This window comes from Paludisphaera rhizosphaerae (assembly GCF_011065895.1).
GTDB lineage: Bacteria > Planctomycetota > Planctomycetia > Isosphaerales > Isosphaeraceae > Paludisphaera > Paludisphaera rhizosphaerae.
Map to the genome: position 1 here is coordinate 22,565 of NZ_JAALCR010000042.1, position 18,185 is coordinate 40,749.

12 protein-coding genes are annotated in these 18,185 nt (G+C 66.2%); 3 read left to right on the top strand and 9 right to left on the bottom strand.

Annotation, left to right across the window (positions count from 1 at the left end; genetic code table 11):
- Window positions 1-176: 176 nt before the first annotated feature.
- Window positions 177-653 (bottom strand): hypothetical protein, encoded by a 477-nt coding sequence (locus tag G5C50_RS29355; RefSeq protein ID WP_165074895.1) that lies wholly within the window; start codon window positions 651-653, stop codon window positions 177-179.
- 45 nt (window positions 654-698) lie between these two features.
- On the bottom strand, window positions 699-1,244 hold the full coding sequence (locus G5C50_RS29360) for a hypothetical protein (RefSeq protein ID WP_165074897.1): 546 nt from the start codon (window positions 1,242-1,244) through the stop codon (window positions 699-701).
- Window positions 1,245-1,528: 284 nt separating this feature from the next.
- On the opposite strand from G5C50_RS29360, the gene G5C50_RS33060 reads away from it, so the two are divergent.
- The 3 genes from G5C50_RS33060 (at window position 1,529) to G5C50_RS29375 (ending at window position 5,678) form a co-directional block, all read left to right on the top strand.
- Window positions 1,529-3,730, top strand: a complete 2,202-nt coding sequence (locus G5C50_RS33060) for a mechanosensitive ion channel family protein (protein WP_165074899.1) — start codon at window positions 1,529-1,531, stop codon at window positions 3,728-3,730.
- 214 nt (window positions 3,731-3,944) lie between these two features.
- Window positions 3,945-4,661 carry a PEP-CTERM sorting domain-containing protein gene (locus G5C50_RS29370; RefSeq protein ID WP_165074901.1) on the top strand — a complete coding sequence of 239 codons (717 nt, stop codon included), beginning with the start codon at window positions 3,945-3,947 and terminating at the stop codon, window positions 4,659-4,661.
- A 168-nt stretch (window positions 4,662-4,829) separates the two neighbouring features.
- Entirely contained in the window at window positions 4,830-5,678 is an 849-nt protein-coding gene (locus G5C50_RS29375) for a hypothetical protein (RefSeq protein WP_165074903.1), read from the top strand.
- Window positions 5,679-5,693: 15 nt separating this feature from the next.
- Here G5C50_RS29375 and G5C50_RS29380 read toward each other — a convergent pair whose 3' ends face one another.
- The 7 genes from G5C50_RS29380 to G5C50_RS29410 form a co-directional block, all read right to left on the bottom strand.
- On the bottom strand, window positions 5,694-6,608 hold the full coding sequence (locus tag G5C50_RS29380; protein WP_165074905.1) for a glycosyltransferase family 2 protein: 915 nt from the start codon (window positions 6,606-6,608) through the stop codon (window positions 5,694-5,696).
- Window positions 6,609-6,952: 344 nt separating this feature from the next.
- Window positions 6,953-8,134 (bottom strand): glycosyltransferase, encoded by a 1,182-nt coding sequence (locus G5C50_RS29385; RefSeq protein ID WP_165074907.1) that lies wholly within the window; start codon window positions 8,132-8,134, stop codon window positions 6,953-6,955.
- 215 nt (window positions 8,135-8,349) lie between these two features.
- On the bottom strand, window positions 8,350-9,522 hold the full coding sequence (locus G5C50_RS29390; RefSeq protein WP_165074909.1) for a glycosyltransferase family 4 protein: 1,173 nt from the start codon (window positions 9,520-9,522) through the stop codon (window positions 8,350-8,352).
- A gap of 41 nt (window positions 9,523-9,563) precedes the next feature.
- Window positions 9,564-11,000 (bottom strand): hypothetical protein, encoded by a 1,437-nt coding sequence (locus G5C50_RS29395; protein WP_165074911.1) that lies wholly within the window; start codon window positions 10,998-11,000, stop codon window positions 9,564-9,566.
- Between the two features lie 245 nt (window positions 11,001-11,245).
- Entirely contained in the window at window positions 11,246-12,583 is a 1,338-nt protein-coding gene (locus tag G5C50_RS29400; RefSeq protein ID WP_240907412.1) for a glycosyltransferase family 4 protein, read from the bottom strand.
- A gap of 210 nt (window positions 12,584-12,793) precedes the next feature.
- Window positions 12,794-16,588 carry a hypothetical protein gene (locus G5C50_RS29405; RefSeq protein ID WP_165074914.1) on the bottom strand — a complete coding sequence of 1,265 codons (3,795 nt, stop codon included), beginning with the start codon at window positions 16,586-16,588 and terminating at the stop codon, window positions 12,794-12,796.
- Window positions 16,589-16,676: 88 nt separating this feature from the next.
- Window positions 16,677-17,780, bottom strand: coding sequence for a patatin-like phospholipase family protein (locus G5C50_RS29410; RefSeq protein WP_165074916.1), 1,104 nt, complete (start codon window positions 17,778-17,780; stop codon window positions 16,677-16,679).
- Window positions 17,781-18,185: the final 405 nt, after the last annotated feature.

Consider the following 18,185-nt stretch of genomic DNA (forward strand, 5'->3'; position numbering starts at 1 on the left):
GGTGGGAAACGGGCGAGGATACTCCTTCGAGGCACGCACGAGACGCGCATCGGGCCGCGCTCGGCCTCGGACGTTCTCGCGAGGCGGCGCGGCCCGGAAAATTTCCCGATCTTAGCAATTTTCGAAGGCCCCCGGCAAGGGCGAGGGCTCTGCGAAACGGGTCGACGGGTCGGTCCTCACAACTCCAGGGAATGGGAGAGGAGCCATTCGGCCTCTCGCCGAGCGAGAGCGACCTCGTGGGGATAGGCCACGTTCTTGTGGTAGCGGATCCATTCCCTCCAGATGTTGTAGAGGGAATAGGCCTTGGCGGTCACGATGCTGCCGAAGGCGGGGTCAGGGTAGGCGAGTTGCGGCGAACTGAACCGAAGATCGACCAGGGCCTGAGCCCAATTGCCCAGGTGGTGAAAAGACCCCTTGCCCTTCAGAGCCGCCCTCAAGTCGCTTTTCGTAATGGGCTGGTTTTTATCAAAACCGGATACATCGAAGAAGGCGGCCTTGAGCGTCATCTCGGCGACGTACCCCCAGAGATAGATGGCGGCTGTCCGACGGTTCGACGCCTGGAGTACGATCGCATCCGCCGCTCGCTGACGGGCGGCCAACCGGAATTCATTGATACTGTCGTCTTGAAATCGATCGGGGAGTGGCTTGGGCATGAGTCGACGACCATGTCTCGCGGCCGGAGAATTCAGGCGACGCGATCACATCGCCGACTCAAGGAGTGTCGCTGGGATCATGATCGTCCACACAGCCTTGCTCCTGGGCAGTTGCTCGACGAGACGTCCTAAAGCAGCGTCGGCCTCCTGCCTCGAGGCGAACAGGAGTCGCGGCTTACCGCCGGGGAAGAGAAGCGAAGCCCCCTCGGCCCTCATCGCCGCCAAGCATTCCTCCTCGGTGACGGGGTCTCCCTTCCGGAGGAGCGGCACGACTTCGCAGGGGAGCATCTCGGCTTCGTAGGCCTCGGGATAGGTCAGGCCCAGGATCAACGCCAGTTTGTCCGCGATTTCTTGCCCTTCAACCTCCTGATAAGCCCGTCTGACGACGTCGACTCGCTCTTCGTGGGGAACATCCTTCCATTCGTCCCATACGACGGTAACCCGCCGCATCCCCGTTCTTGGGTAATGATCCTCACGGATGACGGGCTGGCCGGACTCGTGGTTTTCTCTCAGCTCTCGTGACAATTCGGAGACGAGCCTCTGCACTCTCGCCGGAGGCGTGCTCGTCCCATTGGCGATAATCCTGGGCATGATGGTTGCCTCCTTGGTCGGAATCGCCGTCGAGTCGAACGGCCCCGTGGACGTCAACACCTCTCGATGATCGTAACATTCCATGGCCGCCGAAGTCGCCTGCCATCCATGGCGGCCGAAGTCGCTCGGGGCGAGAGGAGGTGATTCTCGGCTCGACGAGGCCGCTTCGGATCAGGAAATGGGGTTGAGGCATCTTGAGGATTCCTCCATAACCCGAGGAGTCGGCCCACGTCCCCGCCTCGAAGGCCTGACGGAATCCCGTCCTATGATCCGGGAGATCGGCTTTGAATTTGAAATTGATCTTTAATTGGAAGACGAAAGCCATTTGGTCGTCGTTGATCGCCTGTCTCGTCCTGGTCTCGCCTACACCTACGTGGGGCGTGGGTCGTTCCCAGCCCGCCGCTCCGAAATCGGGCGGCGCCGCGGCTCCGATCCCGCCGCCGACGCCCTTGGGGTCTGAATCTCAGCCTCAACCTCAACCTCAGCCGTCCCCGCCGGCCGAGGCTAATCCGCAGGTCCCCGGCGAATCCGTCGCCGAGCGCATCACCCTCCTCCAGAAGTCGATCGAGAAGGACGAGAAGCGTCTCGCCGAGCTGAAGGCCGAGCGCGACGACCCCAAAGGGGAGTACGCCGAGGCCGAGGCCACGTTCACCGGGGTCGACGCTTCCCTGAAGGAAGCCCAGGAAGAACTCGGCAAGCTGGGCGACGGCGATCAGGCGAAGCGTACGGAACTCGAGGCCAAAATCGAGCGTCTGCGCAAGGCCCGCGAGCTGACCAAGAACCGCTTCGACCTGGCCATCGAGGACCGCCGGACGGCCATCGAGCAGATCGCCAACCTCACCCAGAAGCTCGAACGCGACCGCCAGGCGCTGGCGAAGCTTGAAGGGACGACCGCCGAAGGGGCGGCCCCCGCCGCTGCCGCTCAGCCGGCGCCCGCACCGGCTCTTGGGGGATCGCCGCCGGCCGCGGCGCCCGCCTCGTCCCCGGCGGCCGCTCCCGCCGCCCAACCGGCGCCCGCGCCGGAGGCCGCCGCGACGCCCGCCCTGCCGGGCATCCTGGGGACGACGCCCGCCCCCGCGACGACCGAGTCCCCCGCTCCGGCGGCGGCCGGCGACCCGAAGAAGCCCGTCGACAAGGAGCTTGTGGAGGCCCGGGAAGACGTCCAGGTGAAGGCCAAGGCCTCCCAGGAGGCCGAGGCCGAGGCTCGCTCGATCACCGACCGGCTGGCGAGCCTTGAGAAAGACCTTGCCTTCGAACAGAAGATGCTGGAGACGGCCCGCAAACGCCGCGAGAACGCCACCGAGAGCCGCGCCGCGCTGACCGCCGCCTTCCGCGAGCGCTCGCTGGCCGGCGCTCCTCGTGAGGAGCTGGACTCACTCCTCTCCAAGGTCCATGAGGTCGAGGAGCGGCTCAAGGCGGCCGTCAAGGACGTCGGCGACCACACCGATCGGGTCAACGAGATCCATTCGATGCGCGCCGAGCTTCAGGCTGAACGCATCGCCACACTGAAGAAGGCCGAGACCGCCCGCGAGCAGGTGGTGAAGGCGGAGGACGCCATCCGTCGCCTGGAGAATCCGTTCAGCCTGCACAACATCATGCTCTGGCTGGTCGACCACGGCCCCAGGATGCTCGTGGTGCTGGCCGTGATGGCTCTCGCTCAGGTGCTCTCGCGGTTCTTCGCCGAGCGGGTGATCCGGCTGCTGGCTCACAGCGGCGTCCGGGGCTCCAGCGTCGAGCACGAGGCCCGCGCCCGGACGCTGGTGGGCGTCTTTCACAATGCGGTCTCCGTGGCCGTCATCGTCGGCGGCGGGATGATGCTTTTGCAGGAGGCGGGCATCCCCATCGCCCCCTTGCTCGGCGGAGCCGCCGTCTTCGGTTTGGCCGTCGCCTTCGGCGCCCAGAACCTCATCCGAGACTACTTCTACGGCTTCGTGATCCTGCTGGAGAACCAGTACAAGCTCAACGACGTCGTCCAGATCGGCGACCTTTCCGGCCAGGTTGAGAAGATCACCCTGCGGATGACGGTCCTCCGCGACCTGGAGGGGCGGGTCCACTTCCTCCCCAACGGCCAGGTGACGGCCGTCACCAACTTCACCCACGGCTGGTCCCGCGCTCTTTTCGAGCTAGGCGTCGACTACCGGGAGAACGTCGACCACGTCATCGCGGTCGTCACGGCGCTCGCCCAGCAGATGCGGAACGATCCGCTGTACGGGCCCATGATCCTGGAGGACGTGACGATGCTCGGCGTCGACGCCCTCGCCGAATGGTCGGTCGTCATCAAGTTCTACATCAAGACCCGGCCGCTCCAGCAGTGGAGCGTCAAGCGCGAGATGCTCCGCCGGATCAAGAACCGGTTCGACGAGCTGGGCATCCAGATCCCCCTCCCCCAGCGAACCGTCTTCTACCACAGCGACCAGGCCGGCCAGGGGCCTCTGTCCGACCAGGTCCAGGGCCAACCTCGGATTCTCCAGGCCGTCCGCTCCTGAATTCCCGCCGTGGGGGGCGTCGGGCGACCGCGCCCCCCTCCGGCTTCCTGGCGAGGCTGGGCTCGCCAACCGTTGAGAACTTTTGCAGGCGTCATCAAGCAATCTTCATTGGATTCGTCGAGGCCGGCCTGCTATCTTTCGAGGACTTCCCGCGAACGGGGACGGACCGTTCGCGACGAATCGACGTCCTTGAAGTACTCAATGGAGGAGCGAAGTGTCTCGAACGAGACGAATTTGGACGGCCGCCGTCGTCTGCCTCGCGGCGGCGTTCGCGCCGGGGCGGGCGTGGGCGGACCCGATCGTGGCCTATGAACTACTCGGGCAGCCCGGGAACCAGGCGACGTTTTCGCCGACGACGACCGCCACGGGCGTTGCCGGCCTGGACATGACCCGGGGCTCCGGGCTGACCACGACCACCGCGGCCAACACGTTCACCTCGACGGGTTGGAACAGCCTCGACCCCAGCATCGACTACGTCCAGTTCGGGTTCAACGTGGACTCGGGCTACGTGGCGAGCGTGGACCAGTTCTACATCGCGACGCGAACCTCGGCCACGGGGCCGGGCTCGGTGAACGTCAACATCTCGGTGGACGGCGGCGCCTTCACGACGTTTGCAACCCTGACTCAGACGACCAATGATTACGTCAACACCCTGCTGAACCTGAACCTGACGGTCTACTCCAGCCTGGTGATCCGGTTCGTCGTCAATCTTTCCAACCCGGTGGCGGCGAACGGCGGCGCCATCGGTAGCGGCGGCACGTTCCGGATCAGCGACTACTACGACTCCTCCACCCAGGTTTACACCGCCACGAGCTTCACAGGCAGCGTTACGGCGACCGCCGTCCCCGAACCTTCCTCGATCGTCCTGCTGGGCCTCGCCCCGCTGGGCGTCCTCGCCCTCCGCGCCCGCCTCGCTCGCTCCCGCCGTTGACTTCCAGCGAGCCCGGGGATCTCCTCTTCCTCCCCGGCGCTTCCTTCGAGTCACTTCCCGAATCCTCACACTCCCGCGGCCGATGAAGACCTCGCGCCGAGGCGTCGATATAATCGACTTCGACACTTGTCGTAGTTTCCGATCGCTCCGTCATCCGGGAGTCGAGGCATGTCCACGCGAATCTCCGGCATTTCAGTTCTCGTCGCGGCGGCCGCGATGGTTCTCGCAGGGGATGGAGGCGTCCTCGCGCAGGAACCCCCGGCTCGACCCGGGGGCCCGGCGCGCGAGCAAGGCCCTTCGCGGACGATCCGTGAGATCCAAGGGCTGGTCGCGGAACTGGAGATCAACGCCGAACAGCAACGCCGCCAGCTCCAAAGCACCGAGTCCAGCCTGGCGCGGGCCCGGGCGCTGCTGGGCGAACTGGAAGGCGATCCCGAGGCCGGCCGTCCGCGGCAAGCCCTGGGACAACAACAGGGACACCGGTCCCCGAGGTTCGAATTTACCTCCCGTCTCCGCGACCAGACCGCCGCCGAGGAGATGCCCTGGCGCTGGTCCGACGAACGGGCCCTGGCGAAGACCAGCGTGCGAGAGTTGGGCGGCGGCTACCAGGCGCGGATCGAGCCGATCCAGGAGAATTCACGGATCCCGACGATCACCCTGACCCGCGAGGGCAAGGACGTCTATTCCTGGCGAGGGCATGATTACTCGGTCTTCGTCGTCGCCCGCGACGTGCTCTATTATCCCGACTTCAGCGACCACGGCGCTGGATGCACCGTACTCGCCTACGACCTGACGGAGGGGAAGCTGCTCTGGAGGACGGCCCTCTGGACCACACCCCAAGGGAACCATTCGCAATACAGCAACCGCATCAATCTGGAAGTCGACGACCACCACCTGATCGTGTACGGCAACGAGTCCTACGGCCGCTACCTCGAACTCCTCGACACGCAGTCGGGCAAGATCGTCGGCTATCGCCTGATCGACGTCGCCCCCGGCCTCTTGCCCGCAGCCCCGTGAGACGCGGGGCGTCGATCAGCGATCCGAACGTCCCCCCTGCTCCGTCACCTTCCGCTCGTAGACGTTCGCCCACGACAGGAAGTCGTAGAACGAGAGCAAGGTGCAGAAGACCAGCCCCGGCTTGCCGTCGAGGAAGCCCAGGCGCGCGACGTACGAGTAGAGGAACCGCACGGCCGGACGCATCGGCAGGCGGAGATACACTTTCTTGAGCATTCGCTTGAAGCGCTTGCCTCGGCCGATGGTCGTGGGGATCGGCTCCGAGAGGAACCGCTCGTACTGGGCGGCCTCCCAGACGGCGTAGCGGTTGTGCTTCTCGACCCAGGCGGCGATGGTCGGGTACGCGTGGTGGTCCAGCTCGTGCGTGAGCCGGCCGACGCGGCCCTGCAGCTCGACGTGCTCGTGGGCCTCGTTGTCGCCGGAGCGCCCGCCGGAGTGGTCGGGCATGCGCTCGTAGCGGCCGAGCTTGTGCTTGAACAGGCGGAGGTTCCAGCACTCGGAATAGCCGCAGTGCTTGATCCGCCGGCCGAGGAAGAAGTACTTGCTGTTGAGGTAGTATCCCTCGGCCTCGTCGGCCTCGATCCTGGCGGCGATCTCGCGGGCCAGATCGGGGACGACGATCTCGTCGGCGTCGACGATCAGGACCCACTCGTTGCGGAACGGCAGATTGTCGAGCGCCCAGTTCTTCTTCTTGGGATAGACCCCGTTGAACGCGAACTGGACGACCTGCGCCCCGTGCTCGGCGGCGACGGCGGCCGTCTCGTCGGTGCTCCGGCTGTCGACGACGTAGACCTCGTCCGCCCACGCCAGCGCCGGCAGGCAGCGGCGGAGGTTCTCCGCCTCGTTCTTCACGGGGACGATGACGCTGACGGGCGCCCTGGCGGTCGTCGGGGCGTCGCGTCTTGTGGTCCGGGTCTGGTCGAGGACGGTCATGGGTGGGGGCTCACGGGGAAGGATGACTTTGATGGATCAGCACGCAGGGCGATGAAGTCGTCCCTTCTCCCCCCGGGAGAAGGTGCCCCGAAGGGGCGGATGAGGGTTGTCGCGTTTCGGACGGAGCGAGTCGGAGGCATAATCGTCTTCCCCCCTGGAGGGGGAAGACAGACCGCGAAGCGGTCAGATGAGGGGGACGACCGGCGGCGGGCATCTGAAAACGCTTCGAGGCCACGGCCTTCTGGATCTCCCACCCCTCATCCGCCCCTTCGGGGCACCTTCCCCCTCAAGGGGGGAAGGCCGTTATGGTCTGGTTCGCGTTCGATGGGCTCTCCGAAATTCGTTCACGGAATAACGCATTCCGGCGGCGTTCCGCCGCCGGCGAGCCACTCGTACACGGCGGTCAGGCGGGCGGCTTGTTGTTCCCAGGTGTAGTTGGTTTCGACGAGCCTGCGGCCGTTGGCGCCGAGGGTCGCGCGCTGGTCGGGGGTGCGTTCGAGCAGGTCGCGGAGGGCCTGGGTGAGGGCGTCGGCTTCGGGATCGACGACGACGGCTGCTTCGGAGGCGGCGGCTTCGGGGAAGTGGCAGGCGGTGGTGAAGACGCAGGGGAGCGACCGCGCCATCGCCTCCAGGATCGCCATGCTGAAGCCCTCGCTGTAGCTGGGCAGCGTGAAGGCGTCGGCCGCCGCCCAGACGCGTCGGGCTTGCTCGCCCGCGACGTGGCCGACGTACGTCGTCCGGCGGTTCAGGCCGAGTTCGCCGACCCTCGCGGCGAACGGCGCGAGCGCACCGTCGTCCTTGCCGGCGATCAGCAGGTGGAGCTGGGGGAAGTCGGCGGCGAGGCGGCCCATGGCCTCGGCTAGCAGGTCGAGCCCTTTCTTGGCGTGGACCCGGCCGTAGAAGAGGAGGACGAACTTGTCCTTCAGTTCGGGGTGCTCCGCCTCCAGCGCCTCACGCGGCGGCAGGTCGTCGAACGCCGAGAGGTCGACGCCGTTGGGGACGAAGCAAACCGGCGCCCATGGGGCCAGGTCGCGGAGGTGGCCGATCTCGGGCCGCGACAGCGCGTGCAGGCAAGACGCTCGCCGCAGGTTCTTCGACTCCACCAGCGCCAGGTACAGCTTTTTCTTCCAGCGCTTGTGTCGCAGGGCCCAGGGCTCAGCCATGCCGTGCGCGGCCATGACGTAGGGGACCTTCGCATTGCGAGCGGCCGCCGCGCCGCGTCGCGAGTGCCCCTGCCACAGGCCGTGCATGTGGACGACCTGCGCCGAGCGGACGGCGGCCTCCAGGTCGGCGTCGGGGCCGTCGATGGGCAGGTCTTCGGGGGCGTTCAACAGGTCGTGTCGCGATTCGGTGGGCGTCAGGATCCGGACGTCGCCGCCGGCTTTTCGGAGCGCCCCGGTCATCCCCAGGATGCTGGGGACCATGCCGCCGTCGCGGACCGGGTCCAGCCCGTTGCAAAGGTGGAGCCAACGCGCGGCGGCCGCGCGCGGCGTCGTTTGGGAGCGAGTCGCGGTTGCGGTTGTCATCGGGGGCTCCTTCCGTGAAGCGTGTTGTCAGATCAACTGTTGCAACTCATTCGGGAGGCTCATCTCCTCCCTTCTCCCCTTGTGGGAGAAGGTGCCCCGCAGGGGCGGATGAGGGGGCCATAACCGCCGGTGGACTTCGAGACCCCCCTCATCCGGCCTGCGGCCACCTTCTCCCACAAGGGGAGAAGGGACGATTGCGGGGGCTTCTCGCTTGCTTAAACCCTTGCGAACCTCCGTCGCCTCGGCCGGCTCGCGGCGATCTCCCAGGCTTCGGTCGCTCCGATGGCGAAGCGCTCCGGGCCCCACTCAGCGGCGACTTCTCGTGAGCGGCGGGCGACGGTCTGGCGGTCGGGCTCGGAGAGTGTGGCGGCCCATTCGAGCTTGGCGGAGATGTCGCGGGCGTCGTTCGGGTCGAACCGCGCGCCGGTCTCTCCCTGCGGGTCGGGGACGAGCGTTCGGGCGCAGCCGCACCGCGAGGAGAGCAAGAGCGGCAAACCGGCGGCGGCGGCCTCGTTGGCGACCAGGCCCCAGGGCTCGGAGACGCTCGCCAGCACGAAGGCCCCCGCGTGGGCGTACCAGCGCGCCAGGGCGTCGGCCTGGAGGAAGCCTGGGCGGTGGATCGATCCCTCGCAGCCTGATTTCGCGATCGACTCGGCGACCTCATTCGCCTGGGGACCGTCGCCGCAGAGGACCAGGTCCCATGAGCCTCCCTGGGCGCGGTAGAGGCCGAACGCCTCGATCAGCTTCGGCAGGTTCTTTTCCGGGGCGAACCGGCTGACCGAGAGGAAGAAGGGCCCCTCCGGCATCTCCGCCCGCGAGCCCGGCAGCCTGCGCCAGGCGTCGGCCTGATTGGCGAAGAAGTCGTGGTCGACGGCGTTGTAACCCAGGGCGATCCGATCGGCGGGGAGGCCCAGGTCGACGAGATACTCGCGGTGCGAGGGCCCGCCGCAGAGGGCCGCGTCGAAGAGCCGGAGCCGTCGCGACTTGATGATCTCCTTGTACCAGGCCCGGGGGCGGTCGACGGCCTGCGACTCGGACATGAGGATCGTCGGGATGCGTCGGCGGCGGCCCCAACGGGCGAGGGCCAGCGACTCGGGCCGGACGTACCCCACGGCGGCCACGGCGTCGGGACGGTCGCGGTCGAGGGCCTCGGTCATCGCCTCGGTGCAGGCGCCGGCGGGGATGTCCTCGAGCGCCCGGCCGGGGAACAGGACGACGCGGTCGAACGGCTCCTCGCCCTCGGCGCGGGTCCAGGGGTAAAGACGCTCGCCGCCGGCCGTCTCATAGGCGATCAGGCGGTCGCCCCGCGCCGAGAGCCTCGCGGCCAGGGCGCGGAGCCTCGCCAGGTGGTACGGGCCGAAGTTGGTGAAGCAGACGGCGTATTTCAAGTTGAGGTCTCCGGGCGTCCCGACGTCTCTTTCAACGTCTCTCAGAGGCTCACGCCAGTGGGGGCGTGCGAGGCTTTCATGGAGTGAGCGGGGAAGCCGGCCGCCGGCGCGCCGGCCCAGCCGAACCCCTGCGGCGCGGCGGCCTGCGGTTGCGGCTGCACCTGCGGCGCACGGCACCAGCGGGCCACGATCCAGGTGAAGACGACGACCGGGAAGGCGGAGAAGGCCCAGTTGTAGTAGAACCAGACCATCGGGTCGTCGGTGACCACCATGAACCAGGCGTTGAAGAAGAAGATGGACCAGAAGAACTGCGCCCAGGTCGTGTGGGCGTAGAGCAGGAAGTAGTCGTAGAGCAGCCGCAGGAAGATCGCGACGCCGGCCATCACGAGGATCGTGCCGAGGTCGCCGCCGTTGAGCTGCGCCGCGCCCAGGATGCCGATGGCCGGCCCGGCGAAGTCCTCCTCGCGGTCGTACTCTGAGCCGGCGACCCAGGCGGCGCGCCACTGGTCGCGGCCGAAGAGCGGCTTCGTCGGCCAGACGATCCGGGGAATGAACGTGGAGACGACCCGGAAGTAGCTCTGGCCGTAATCGTAGCCCGCCTTCTCCGGGACGGTGGCCAGCATCAGCAGGTAGCCGCCGTACTCCTTGGTCTCGTAGGAGGCGTCGGGATCGTCGTACTCGCCCACGACGTCCATGCTCACGAGCATCTTCGCGGGGTCGAAATCGCCGACGTACTCCACGAAGCCGGAGAACGAGCGCTCGTAGTCCGGGTTGTTCCGCCAGCCGATCGCCAGCGTGACGACGAGCGCCCCGGCGAACGCGGTCCCGCCCAGGACGCTCCACGACGGCCGCTTCCCTTTGGTGGTGTAGATCACGGCGACCGTCGCCAGCACGCCCATCAACGAATGCGAGCGCTTGCCGTTGAACATCCAGATGACCACGTAGGCCGCCGCCGTCATCAGCCCGACGTAGAAATAGGCCGGCCGCGGCGAGTCCGCCCGCCGGCCCGTCGCCATCAGCAGGACGGCCGCCGTCATCATCACGAACGGGAACGAGCGGAGCAGCGCCTCCTCCGCGGAACGCTCCTCGGCCGGGACGCCGCCGCCGAAGACCCCCGCGCAGAACATGCCCCAGACGATCAGCACGGGGCTGATCAGCGCGACCGTCTCGGTCGACCACCCGCGCGGCGATTCCGGAAGTCGGCGGGCGATCAGGCCCCCGATCCCGGAATGGTAAACCAGCAGGAACCACGCCAGCGCCAGGAACGCCCGGTAGTTCGCCAGCGTCACCAACTCCACCCCGCGGACGTTCACCGCCCAGTCGTGGAACGAGATCGGCTGGATCACGTACACCTGGATGTACCCGACGAAGAACATCCAGACCGGCGCGAACGGGTCGAACCGCTTCGTCGCGACCTGCCAGACGAAGTACGCGGCCATCAAGCCGGCTGTCGCGTAGACGTAAAAGAATTCGTCCATGATGTTCGACGCTCTCCGCGCGTCCCCTCTCGTGCCTTCCCTGGTGCAAGTCTTCGATGAACTTCGTCTTCCCCCCTCGCGGGGGAAGACAGATCGCGAAGCGATCAGATGAGGGGGATGATCGGCGTCGGATGTCCGTCCGACGTTTCGTCCTCAACGCGAAGCCGATCCCCCCTCATCCGGCCCTTCGGGCCACCTTCCCCCGCGAGGGGGGAAGGCCGTTATGATCCTCCATCCAGTACGCCTCATCCCCCCGCCGGAGCCAGGATCGGTGATGCGCCGCCGGCGCGAGCCTCGGCGCGGCGGGCTTCGACGAGTCCGGCGACGGCCTCGACGACGCTCACGTGATAGCGGGGCCAGTCGAAGTCCATCGCCCGGCCTCTGGCGGCTGCGGCCATCCGGGCGCGGAGGACGGCGTCGGTTCCCAACCGGGTCATCGCGGCCGCCAGGGCGTCGACGCTCCGCGCCGGGACGATCAGGCCCTCGACGCCGTCGCGGACGACCGAGCCGGCCTCTCGCGTGACGATCGACGGCAGGCCGCAGGCGAGCGCCTCATACGTCACCACGGCCGAGCCCTCGAAGAGCGACGGAAACACGAAGACGTCGGCCGCCGCCATGTGCGAGGGGACCTCCGGGTGCCCCACCCGGCCGAGGGGTTCCACGCCTTCCATGAGTCCCTGGATCGGTCCCAGCCGGCGCGGCATGGGGCCGAGCAATTGCAGCCGCCAACCGGGGCGGCGGACCTTCGCCCAGGCTTCCAGAAGATACTTGATCCCCTTCCGCTGGCTGACCCCGCCGGCGAAGAGGAACGTGCAGGAGTCGTCCGACCGACGCTGGGTGAGCGGGTGGAAGCGGCGGCAGTCGGCCGCGTAGGGGATGACTCGGATCCGGTCGCGGGCGATCCCCTCGCGTTCCAGGGTCGCGGCGATGTGCTCCGAGGGGACGAGGATTCGGTCGGCCTGCTCAAGGTCGCGGAGGCGACGGGCGTGGAGCCAGTCCATCTCCTCGCGGTCGAGGCTGGCGTCGCCCAGGTAGAGCGGGAAGAAGTCCGGCGCGTGGGCCTCCTCGTCGCGGAGGACGCGGGCCTCCTCGCGGACGTCGCCGTGGACCATGCTCAAGATCGTGGCGATCCCCCGGCGTCGGCAGTAGGGCAACGCCACGGCCGAGGCCACGTCGCTGAAGGCCAGCAGCGCCTCGGGTCGAGAGCCCGCCAACTCGCCGGCGGTGCGGCGGTCGAACCAGTGGGTTCGAGCCCGAGCCGCGAGGCGTTTGAGCTGCGGTCGCGAGCCCGCCAGGCGGGATTCCAGCTTCAACGCCAGGTCGACGCTCGGCACGCCGACGACGCGGTCGGCCGGGATCTCCTCATGGTGCCGACGCTCCAGGAACCGGCGGCAGCGGTCGTACAACCGGGGCGTCAGCCGACGAGCCATCGCGGTGCTCAGGCCGTCGGGGTCGTGATAGAACGAGGTCACGAACCGCCGCAGCATCCCCGCGCGGGCGAGCCCGACGACAGCCTGATAGGCGGGGGGACGGGCGTCCGGGCAGGCCACGACCACGGAATCCCGATATATCCAAGACGGCACGTCCATGGCGCCTCCGACCGACCTTCCCTGGTGGCTCGTCTCTAGTCGTCACGTCGAAGTAGACCAGAAGTCGCCCCGAGGAGCAAGCCCGAGGCAACGCTTGAGCAGTGTGGCCGGATAGGTAGCCGCCCGCTGAAGGCTGTCCGCGCGTGGACGGGGCTCCGAACTCGGCGTCCCTCGGCGGCGGATGGTCCCGTAAAGTCGGGCCATCTATCGCATGAGAGGGTCGAACCAGGTGCGGAGGACGTCCGAGACGTCGAAGGAGAGGAACGCCAGGCTACCCAGGAGTGGAACGACGTAGCTGAAGAGGTTCGCCATCAACGGTTGGTCGACCGTGATCCGGTTTGGGGTGGTGTCGGCGACTCGACTGACGACCTCATCTCGATTCACCCCGAACACGACGAAGATGATCGTGGTGACGATCAGCAGCGCGAGCCACCCAAGGCCCGTAATCAATCGCGCCTGCCACGGGAACGGATATGAGCTGACTGCGAGGATGGCGCAGAGCGTGCCGCTGACCAGATACCCGATCTTCAACCAGATCTGCGAGAACCAGGCGGCTAGCCAGCGGATGATTACCAAGGCGAGGAAGTCTTCCGATGCCTTGATCCACTGGGGGAGGGCCTTGTCTGGTCCCGGATGCTCCTGAATCGATGATCTTGAATTCCTCCGCCGCGAACCCCCTTTTTTCTCGACCGACTTGGTCGCCTCGGGCTCAAGCGGTTCGTCGGGTCTGGAAACCGGGGTTTGCTCATGCCGGTAGCGAAAGAGGATCTCGCAAAGTCGCGTGAGCGGAGCGTTCCTCATCGAGGGATCGAGTTCGAGCAGGCGGGCCTTCATATCGGACCATTCCTCGGCGGTTACAATGACGCCCGCTTGGCAGAGTTCGACTGGGATGGCATCCGTGCTCGTTGAAGACAGGGCTTCCGCCTGACGCCTGACCGCTTCGTACCGCCCTCCCCTCGGTTTGGGGGCTTCATAGACCCAGCGGGCTACGCGAGGGGGGAGCCGGTCGAACGCGCCAACGAAGGGCAGCCGCTCGATCTTGTGGAGGCACCTGCGCATCTCCTGCCAGAGCAGCAGAAGCTGGAGCCATTCGAAGGTCAGGCTCCCCAACACTAGGGCGAACAGGATGGACAGCCCCCATACGAACAGCGGCTCGTCCACGGAAGGGAGTGCGGGCTGCAAGAACGGCTGCGAGATTGGGGCGGCTAGGATGTACGCATCAAAGGCCAGGATCATGGCCAGGGCGATAGGGCGTCGCTCGAGGAGGCACCGCCAAGGCTTAGACATGAATCTCCCGAAGTTCGGGCAGGACTCCGGTGGCAATGCGCCGACGGGGCGTTCCAGCATCGGGCTCCGCGGCGTGGCCTGCTTCTGCAGGTAGCGGCTGTAGAGGCGTGTGAGCACCCAGCCGAGCCAGGCGAGGCTCAGGAACAGGAGCGGGAAGACGGGCGAGACGCCGCTCGAGAGAGCGTTTGTACGATAGAACGCCAAGAGGTCGTCGGTCTGGCTTAACGCCTCGTCCTGAGATCCCACGTCCAGAGGTTGTACTCCCACGGCTCGGCCTCCGCCATACAGGACCACGGCGGCGACGAGGAGGATGAGCAGGGCTGTGAAACCCGCTGCGAGGAGGCGCGCGAATCGGTCCCCCTCGCCACGGCGGGGCGAATTCTCGGAATCCACCGGCGGTCGAGGCGACTCGCCCGCGCCGGTCCTCGGGGCAGCGCAAAGGACGACCAGGGCTGCGGCCGCCCCGACTGCCATGAGGATCTGGACGGCGACGGCGACGACGATCAGGCGGGAGGCCCAACCGCCGGGGGCCCAGGGGACGACTGCGATCGCACGGAGTCGCAAGATCGGGCGGGCCGCCATATGGAGGACGGCGATCATGAAGAGCAAGGCGACTAGGAGATAGCCGCGGGGGCCGTCAAGGCGTCCTCGCCTGGTCGATCCTCTAGCTGGAATCCAATTCAGCCACTCCGCCAGCCGTGGGAGGGACAGCCGATTCGCGGCAACCGGCGCTTCCACGCCCCTGCTGGCCGAGCGGTCCCAACCGAGCTGGAAAATCGCCAACCCCGCCAGCGCAACGCAAACCATGCAAAGCCCGGAGAAAAAAAAGAGCCAGCCCCTGCGGAACGTGGGCTGGAGCTGTGCGCCGTCATTCCCGTCGGACGCAGGTTCGGCATTGCCGCCCGTGGGTTTTGGCGCGGGGTAGATGGGGGCGTCCTGGGCAGGAGCGGCCTTATCGACGTGGAGCGGATAAATCCCGTGGTTCCCGACGACGCCGATCCACACTGGGGGCGTTTCTTCGTCGGCGCGCGCCTGCTGGAACGGACGTCCGTACTCGATGAGATGCCTTGTGAAGACTGCGTCGGTCGCAACTACGTCGAGCACGTTGTGGAGTTGAAGGACCGAGGCGTTGTAAATGCCCTGTGCATCATTGCTCGAGAAGAAGATGCGCTTGTCCCAGCTTCGGTCCTTGTTATCGAGCTGGGGAGCAGTGCTCCACGACTGGTTCCGCGGCAAGAGCGGATAGGTGGAGGCGACGAACATCCCCCGAAGATCGGCGATGTGCTCGGGATGCGTGAAGACCAAGTCGTTGTCAGTCGTGAAGATCCGGGCGTCGGGGATCATGCGACGTATCTTGCCCACGAGAAAGATTACGTCGCGCACATCGGTGGCGGTGATCCCGATGGTCCGGATTTCTCGATGGCTGATGTCCATCAGGATCTCGTCGACGATCAGTTCGTCGAGCGGCGTCGTATACTTGGGCGTCTGCGGTGCGATCAGGTCCAACGGCCGTTTCACGACGTCCGAACCCGGGACCAGCCGCTCGCTCGGCGGCAGGAATTGAGCGGGGCCGCCCGATTTCTCCTGCCCCTCGTACATGGACCGGATTCGCGCAATGTTCTGCGGAAATGAATAGTAGTGAGCCACGAAGCCCTGACCCTCGGGTTTATTGGCATTCTCCTTATCGGGCTTCGTCTTATCGAAGTACAACTGCCCGAAGCCAGTGTTCGACTCATAGAGTAAGGCGACCTCCACCCGCCCCTCTGCCTTGCTTTGGCCCTTGAGGAATCTGTGCATCGCGACCTCGACGACATTCTGGCCGTGGACCGTCGTTCGATAACGGAGACAAGCGCGACCCGGTGCAACGCTTTTTTCCAGAGATCCGGCGTCGATCGCTGACGCCGAGCCGGACACGACATCGAAGCAGGGTGTCGGAGTATCGGGCGGCCTCTGAGCGATCCAGACCCGGAGCGCCTGCTCCAGCGACGCCTGCGAGCCCGAGAAAGCCGGTCCCAGGATATTGAACGGTGCGGAGGCACACGGGTTGCAAGGCTGTCGATCGTCGAGCGCTTCGGACCACTTGAGGCTCTCGGCCAGCGCGACCTTGTCGAGGCCTGAGGTTGGAGACTCGGGGACGAGGAAAACCAGCAGCAGCGGGTAGTCGCCTGGCTTCAACGCATGGCGGCAGACAAGCAAGCCGGACTGGCCGGAGGTCGGCGGCTCGGGGACCTTCGCGGAGGAGCCCGGTTGCCAGGGGAGCAAGTAGCGGTCGAGGACGTAATCCGACGCCTCGATCCCGCGAAGGATTGCCGTCAACGCCTCGTCGAAGTGGTAGTCGCTGGTGGTGTGGATCGGGTCGGCGAGCGTGGCGATCAGGCAGCGGATCCGCGACCGTCCCTCCGCTGGGACATCTTCTCCGAGGACCTCGTCGAGGGATCGGGGTTGCGACGGACCCTCGGACGGTTTCCGGGGGACGCTTCGCCTGCCGTTAGAGAAGTAGTCGAGCAGGAGCCCATCCACCGTCCTCGCCCCCACGAGATCCTCGGTCGCATCAGAATCTCGGCGGTTTCCCGAGTCCGACGGCTTACTTTCCTCCTTCGAAGCGCCGGGCGGGGGGGCGTCGGACGAGCCTCGGGGGATCGTGTAGAGCCCGAGCATGAAGAGGATCAGCATCCATAAACTTGGGGACGATCTGCGATCGGTCTCGGGCATGGCTCCCATCCACTCTGAGGTCGCAACGCGCAGAGCTTCGGCGCTCGGAACCGGCAACCATCATCACGCCGGGGCGGGACACGATCGTCTACGACGCGTTTGCGAAGCCGCGCGATTCGAGTTGGACTTCCCAGCTCCACTCCTCGAGCAGGTACCGCTTTGTGCTCTCGTAGCCGTGCCGATAGAGTACGTCCTTGTGTTCGTCGGACAGGCCGAACTGGGTCGTCGAGACGCCCGCCATCGTGACGTCTACGTTGATGGTCCGGGTGCGCTTGGCGCGGCTCAAATTGTGACGATCATGGGCGCACATCATTGTCTTGAACATGCCCTTGAGTATGTCCGGCGCCGTATTGATCCGCAGGGGCTTTTCTTCCCGCGAATTGAAGAGGCGGAAGCCGAACGTTGGCCATCGAGGTTCCTTCAGCGGATCTTCCTCGTCGAAGATCCACACCGGGTAGTTGCTCAGAATGCCGCCATCGACGATGCAATCGCCGTTCAACTGACCCGGCTCGAAGAAAAGCGGGATGCTCATCGACAGCCGCACGGCCTCGGCGACCGGGAAGGAATCCCGTTCCTTCTCCGGGAGGTCGTCCGGAAGGACGAGCATCTGCCCGCGCGTGAGGTTCGAAACCACCACCTTCAGCTGGCGTTCCGAGTTCCCGACGCTAACGTCGGCGAAAGTAGATACGCCAGCGTCCTTAAGCGAGTTCTGGATCCAGTTCAGGAAAGGGGCTGAAGAATATTGGCCCAGTCGTCCGGCGACGAGCAGCTTCACAAGCATATGCGCCGGGTGGTCCAGGTCCTTCGTCGGATCGAAGTCGACGATGAAAGGGCTCGATTTCTCGCCGATGAAATCCTTGAAGTCGACCGATCCGAAGAGCCTCTCGAGCTCATCGATATCGGGGATGGCGGCCATCAACGAGGCCGTGATGGCACCCGCCGAAGTCCCCGCCAGCCCCATCCAGCGGATCCCGATGTCGGCGCAGCACCTGGCGGCTCCCAGAAACGCCAGCCCAAGCACCCCGCCTCCCTCGAAGACCCCGTCGGCCAGGAAGACGCCGGGTTCGGGAGAAGAGCTTTTCGGAAATTTCGCCCTGATTGTCTCCCGCTCGGTCGAGCTCAACTTAAGCCCGAACTCGTCGCGAACCCGAACGGGGCTCCAACCGCCCGTCGCGGGGTTGGGAAGAGCCATCGGTTGCCTCCTTGTGCCAGTAAATGGGCCATAGGATGCCTTTGTGGATAAGGCCTATATGGTTGTTTTATGGTCTAATTTGCGTGCTCGCCATTAAAAAGTTTTGTGACGTCGAATCTGCGCGTCCACGCTTGCTGAGGAGGCGGCTCGGCGCACTGGACATCGGCGACCGTCGAGGCAACGGAACGACGTCCGAATTTCCCACAGGCTGGGTGCGGCCGTCGCACGCATCGAGAGGAGCGCCCGGGGCCGGGTGTGCTCGGCGACGGTTTCGTGGGAGTCGGCCCCGGCGATGAAGGCGCAGCCGGCGATGGCCGGCAAGTCGACCGGACGATTAGACTCGTCCGCGGCGTTGCGGAGGGGGGACCACTGGATATGGTGGCGGCATCGACGTAGTAGGACCTT